The sequence below is a fragment of the Verrucosispora sp. ts21 genome, assembly GCF_002879555.1.
Taxonomy (GTDB): Bacteria; Actinomycetota; Actinomycetes; order Mycobacteriales; family Micromonosporaceae; genus Micromonospora; species Micromonospora gifhornensis.
The window spans coordinates 1-5,485 of sequence record NZ_PNOZ01000147.1 but is presented as its reverse complement, the minus strand read 5'-3'; the positions used below and the strand labels follow the sequence as shown (position 1 = coordinate 5,485).

At 65.3% G+C, this 5,485-nt stretch carries 6 protein-coding genes and 2 pseudogenes; 6 read left to right on the top strand and 2 right to left on the bottom strand.

Translation table 11 applies throughout. The features are described 5' to 3' along the window. Positions 1-690, bottom strand: a pseudogene (locus C1A38_RS30110) (IS256 family transposase); the annotation flags it as partial. A gap of 128 nt (positions 691-818) precedes the next feature. Between C1A38_RS30110 and C1A38_RS32675 the strand changes: the two are divergent. The 6 genes and pseudogenes from C1A38_RS32675 to C1A38_RS30080 form a co-directional block, all read left to right on the top strand. After that, positions 819-1,052 (top strand): annotated as a pseudogene (locus tag C1A38_RS32675) (RHS repeat-associated core domain-containing protein); the annotation flags it as partial. Between the two features lie 174 nt (positions 1,053-1,226). After that, the gene (locus C1A38_RS30095; protein WP_102661060.1) at positions 1,227-2,339 is read left to right on the top strand and encodes a polymorphic toxin-type HINT domain-containing protein; all 1,113 of its coding nucleotides are present in this window, start codon (positions 1,227-1,229) and stop codon (positions 2,337-2,339) included. Next, complete coding sequence (locus C1A38_RS31020; protein ID WP_146017656.1) at positions 2,336-2,848, top strand: hypothetical protein; 513 nt, start codon at positions 2,336-2,338, stop codon at positions 2,846-2,848. The genes C1A38_RS30095 and C1A38_RS31020 overlap by 4 nt, the downstream gene beginning before the upstream one ends. 400 nt (positions 2,849-3,248) lie before the next feature. Beyond that, a complete protein-coding gene (locus C1A38_RS30090) occupies positions 3,249-4,181 on the top strand; it encodes a hypothetical protein (protein ID WP_102661058.1) in 933 nt (310 codons plus the stop codon). A 130-nt stretch (positions 4,182-4,311) separates the two neighbouring features. Next, on the top strand, positions 4,312-4,611 hold the full coding sequence (locus C1A38_RS30085) for a type II toxin-antitoxin system Phd/YefM family antitoxin (RefSeq protein ID WP_102661059.1): 300 nt from the start codon (positions 4,312-4,314) through the stop codon (positions 4,609-4,611). Then, the gene (locus C1A38_RS30080) at positions 4,608-4,850 is read left to right on the top strand and encodes a type II toxin-antitoxin system RelE family toxin (RefSeq protein WP_093401670.1); all 243 of its coding nucleotides are present in this window, start codon (positions 4,608-4,610) and stop codon (positions 4,848-4,850) included. The genes C1A38_RS30085 and C1A38_RS30080 overlap by 4 nt, the downstream gene beginning before the upstream one ends. Here the strand turns inward: C1A38_RS30080 and C1A38_RS30075 are convergent. Further along, complete coding sequence (locus C1A38_RS30075; RefSeq protein WP_102661057.1) at positions 4,841-5,101, bottom strand: hypothetical protein; 261 nt, start codon at positions 5,099-5,101, stop codon at positions 4,841-4,843. The genes C1A38_RS30080 and C1A38_RS30075 overlap by 10 nt on opposite strands. Positions 5,102-5,485: the final 384 nt, after the last annotated feature.

The window sequence follows — 5,485 nt, the reverse complement described above, 5'->3', positions numbered from 1 at the left end:
CTTGAGCCCGTCGCAGACGAGCATCAGCACGTCGGCGACGCCGCGGTTCTTCAGCTCGGTCAGCACGTGCAGCCAGTGCTTGGCGCCCTCGCCGCCGTCACCGGCCCAGATGCCGAGGATGTCGCGGTGCCCGTCGACAGTGACCGCCATCGCGAGGTAGATCGGCCGGTTCGCGACCTGCCCATCGCGGATCTTGACGTTGATGGCGTCGATGAACACGACCGGGTAGACCCGGTCCAGGGGCCGGTTCTACCACTCGGCCATGCCGTCCATCACCTTGTCGGTGATGGTGGAGATGGTCTGCTTGGACACCTCAGCCCCGTAGACCTCGGCCAGGTGCGCCGCGATTTCGCCGTGGGTCAACCCCTTGGCCGACAACGACAGGACCATGTCGTCGACGCCGGTCAGGCGGCGTTGCCGTTTGCGCACGATCTGCGGCTCGAACGTGCCCGCCGCGTCTCGCGGAACGCGGACCTCGACCGGCCCGACGTCGGTGAGCACGGTCTTGGTCCGGCTGCCGTTACGAGTGTTCCCACTACCACGACCAGCAGGGTCGTGCTTGTCGTAGCCGACGTGATCGGTGATCTCACCGTCCAACGCCGACTCCAGAACCCGCTTGGTGAGCTGCTGCAACAGCCCACCCTCACCGGTCAGCTTCAACCCGTCACCACGAGCCCGATCGACCAGCATCGCGATCAACTGCTCATCCGTGACCGCATCCGCCGGCCTGGCCGCCGGCTCCTGCCCCGAGGTGATCTCGGTCGTCATCTGGCGTCTCTCCCTTGATCGGTCGATCAGCCGTTATTTGTACAGTCCCCCCCTACGGTGAAAACCGCACCACTCCTCCAAGCATCTTCCTCGGCACCCGCGGATTCGTTGGCGGCACCCAAGACGACACCGGCCTCACCCACCTCGGCGCCCGCGAATACGACCCCACCACCGGCCGCTTCATCAGCGTCGACCCCATCCAAGACCTCACCGACCCACAACAGTGGAACGGCTACAGCTACGCCAACAACAACCCCACCACCCTGTCCGACCCCACCGGCCTCATCCCCTGCGGAGATGACGACTGCAAAATCACCCCGCCAAGAAACCCAGGCGGCGGCAACGGCGGCGGTAACAGCGGCGGTGGCAACGGCAACGGCGGCGGCGGTGGTAACGGCGGCGGCGGTGGTAACGGCGGCCACGACATAATCGCCCGTGACGATATCTACGTAATCACGATGGCCGCCGACGTCCTCTACCTCAACGGCGTTCCCGTCCCGAGCGGCCCAAGCGCCGGAGAACTCGCCCGCGAACTCATCGAGTACTGCAACCACCCAAACGGTGGGCGATCAAACTGCCGAATGAGTCTCGATTGTGCGTTCATGTCGGCTGCCGCATGCATGGACCAGTTGCAGTGGTCCGCCCGCGACGTCATGCAAGGGGCGCTGGGGGGAGAATACGGCAACGACTACGACCGTAAACTTTATGGACCTATCTTCGGACAGATTGCGGAAGGCTTCGTAAGATGGGGCTGGGACGGCGGGGGAGCCGTAAACCTCGGCGGAATGAGGACAAAGTTCAACGGCAGAACCTGCAACAGCTTTGCCCCCGACACCCCCGTACTCATGGCCGACGGCACCACCAAGCCGATCAAGGACATCCGCATCGGGGACCAGGTCATCGCCACCGATCCCGAAACCGGCAAGACCACACCCCAAACCGTCACCGCACTCCACATCCACATCGACACCAACCTCACCGACCTCACCGTCGTCGGCCTCGGCGGTATAAAGGGAACCCTCGAAACAACCGGCCACCACAAGATCTGGAGCGAAACCCGCCAAGCATGGGTGCCAGCAGCCCACCTCCACGTCGGCGAGCAACTACGCACCATCAGCGGCGACGCCACCATCGCCACCACCGAACCACACATCGCCGCCAAGGTCATGCACGACCTGACCGTAAACACCATCCACACGTACTATGTGATAGCCGGTACCACGCCGGTACTCGTACACAACTGCGGCGGACCTATCCGGGTTTCTCCTTCGGCTCAGGACTGGGGGACCAAGGGAGCTCATATGCACGTTGGAAATCACGAGGTGCGCATTTTCCCAGATGGGCGCGGCAGCATTGGCGCGGAACCAATTCGACTGCGTTCAGGCACCGCCACGCCAGAAGACGTGCAACGGGCGCTCGCTGAAATCCAGAGCAATCCACAACTTCGTGCCGACCTAATCGACAAATCTCGCAGCGCAATGGGTAGCATGAACAGCGGTGAATGGGGAATGAGTAGTAACCGAGCCGCAGAAATGCACTTCTTGATCAAAGCCCTGGAAGGGATGGGATGACGGGCACCGACTTCTACGTGGATGCGCTCCTGTCTGGGCTGGTCTGTGGTGTGGGTCCAGGTTTCACCGCTGATGAGATCGAGGGCGCGCTGGGCAGGGAGTACGTTGATGACGCGCGGAAGAAACGGATGCGTCGCGACTACGGACTGGTGGAGTTCTACTTTGATCGCGTAAAGCAGGCATGGATCTGCGTTGGCTCTACGATTCAGGTTCATCGGCTGCTTGACGCAGATCCCGAAATTGTCCCTTCCGCACTGGCTGATCGATACAGTGCGTTCGCTACCACCCTTGGTGTCGAGTTCCTTGCCGAAGCTGTTGGCGCGAAAGGAGGTCCCAATCTCATCCGAGAGAGCGCCACAGGGGAATTCGTTCGTTATCGCCTCCATGGGGCGAACTGCTTCGTTCATGCTCGCCAAATCCAGGCAGAGGCGGTAGATGCGCGTCCCGGCTTCGAGGAAGTGTGGTCTATCGAAATTAGGGGGAGCGCCGGGCCCGTAGCGCAGTCGTAGCGGCGGTCCATCCGCGATCACTGAAAGTGGTGGCTGCTTGTACACGTTCGTGGGTGTCGGCCTGGGTTGCCGTCACGGTTGCCGTCAGGCGACGTGGCGTATCCGCGATCTCCGATAGGAGCTTTTGCTGACAGGAGCGTCGTGGCGGATGTTCAGCGGCGTGCCGCGTAGCGGTGCGGCGTCGATCCCCGGAACCGGTCGCCGTGGGTGACGTGCGAAGGGATCGTCGCGGCCTCGACCGTCCAGGATCTTGGCCTCTGATGGGCGCTCGGTGTTGGTGGGATGCGGGTTTGAGGCTCGGGCGAGGCTGGAGCGTTATCAGCAGGGCCGACCGTGAAGGCGCAAGCGCTCGCAGCATCACGGGGGAAGCATGCACACGCCGCAACAGCATGGACCAGGCGTGGGTCGCTCGGGGCACGGTTTCCGGATCGTGCCGCGCCGCCTGGCGGTGCAGGAGAGTCGGGACGGTGGGACCAGCTGGCGCGTCGCCTGGCAGATTGACGAGGACGCCCGGCAGCGACTGGCGACGGCGATACCTGGCTTGCGTGATGCCGACGAGTACCTGTCGTCCCGCGCGTTGCTGGTGCGCGATCAGCCGGACGGTGGGGTGGTCGTGCTGGTGGCAAACGGTTGGGACGGCGTTGCCCGCCGCGACACCGCAGGCCGCTGGGAGCGCATCGGGTTCGGCACAGTTGCCGGTGACGGCTTCCGGCACGAGCAACCCGCGACACCGATCCCGGGTGTCGCCGAGGCGACCGTCACCGTCGGTTGGCGGGTCGCCGTACCGCTGTCGGTCGCGGTGGGAAGCCTGGTGATGCTTGCCGGCTGCGCCACGTTGCTGGCGCGGCGGTACGGCTGGTTCGTGATTCCACTCGCCGCCGTTGGTGGCGCGCTCGGTCTCCTGGCGCTCGCCCTGTACGTCCCCTACGAGTTGCGTGGCGCGAACTCGGACGACGCAGTGGGATCGGTCCTCGTGGTTGCGCTGATCGTGGGGATGGCGGCGTTGCCGGCGGGCGTTGCCGTGCTCGTCGCCAACGTCACGGAGTCGTTGCCGGCCCCGACCGGCCGGATCTGCGTCGCGGGCATCCTCGCTGGGGCGATGGTGCCACTGCCGTTGCTGCTGCGCCTGCTTACCGGTTGGCCTCCGCAACGTGCGGCGGTGGTCGTCGTGCCGATCGTCGCGGTGGTCGTGATGGTTGTCGGTGTCGCGTGGGCCATCCGTTACGCCGTACGGCGGGTGCCGAGGCGAGGGTTCAAATCGGCGAGCACACCGCCGTGGACGCCACCCGACCCACCGTGGCCGGAGACCAATGACGCGCCGCGCACCGCCTGATCGGGTAGTGCCCGACGGCCGCAGGTGCCCGGGTGGTCGCCGGGGCGGGGCAGCGTCGCCAGCGGGTGTCGAAGGTGGCGGCGGGGCATGTTGGGACGTCGGAATGGTACCGCATGGTACAGTGCGGTACATGGCGAGGATTACGCTCCGGGAGTTTCGCGATGGCGTGGGTCGGGTGCTGGAGGGGATCGAGCGCACCGGTGAGCCGGTGATCATCACCAAGTACGAGCGGCCCGTGGCTGTCCTGATCGGCATCGACGAGTGGGAGGAGATCGAGGCGTTCCGGGACCGCCGGGACTCGGCGGTGATCGCCCGTTCCCGTGCCGAGGGTCAGTTCGTGCCACTGTCGGCAGCTTTGGAATCGCTTGGGGTCGATCCTCGCGAGGTGGAGGCGCTGCTGGCTGACCGGGCCGGCGGCGCGGCGGCGTGAAGATTCAGATCGACCGGGACGTGCTGGTCTGGCTGCACAAGCAACCTCGCAACGTTTTCTTGACCGTCCTGAGTGCGATCCTCGGCTTGGTCGCTGATCCTGCGCCGCAGAACTCGACCGAGATGCGCGACGGATCTGGACGTCGTCTGCGCGTCGGCGACTACCGGGTCCTCTACCGGCTCGACGACGACGAACTGACCATCCACGATGTCGGGCATCGCAAGGACGTTTACTCGTAGGCCGTCGGAGCTGGCGCGCAGGTGCCCGGATGGGCGTTGGGGCGGCGGCAGCGGTGAAGGCCGTCGAGTGGGGTGTCGCACCAGACTTGGGTACGCAGGCTTTGGTGGTCTTCTTCGCTGAGGGTGGTTTCGCCGAAGTCGATGACCGTCAGGTGGCCGAGGGAGTCGCGGAGGGCCACGGCGAGCGCGGTCGCCTGGTCGAGGCTGGTCAGGGTGGTGGGTAGGTGGATGACCCAGCGGGGTGCGTTCATCGAGACCCGCGACTGTGGTGGCGGTGGGCGGATTGGCGGGTCTGCCATTGGCGCAGTGCCTGGCGGATGCGTTCGGCTTCGGCGGCGTCCACCGGCAGGGGCGGTGGGGGTGGTGTCGGTAAGGGTGATTCGAAGCCGGGCGGTGCGTCGGGTGCCTCGAAGCGCAGCAGTGGTGGCACCAGTGGCAACAATGCCGGTTCGGCTGGCGGTGAGTCGTGTCCGATCTCCAACAGCTTCGTGCCGGGCACCAGGATCCTCATGGCCGACGGCTCAACCGAGCCGATTGAGGACGTGAAGCCTGTTGATGAGGTTGTCGTCACCGACCCGGCGACCGGCCGTACCGAGGTGGACACGGTCACCGCGACGATCACCGGTGACGGTGCC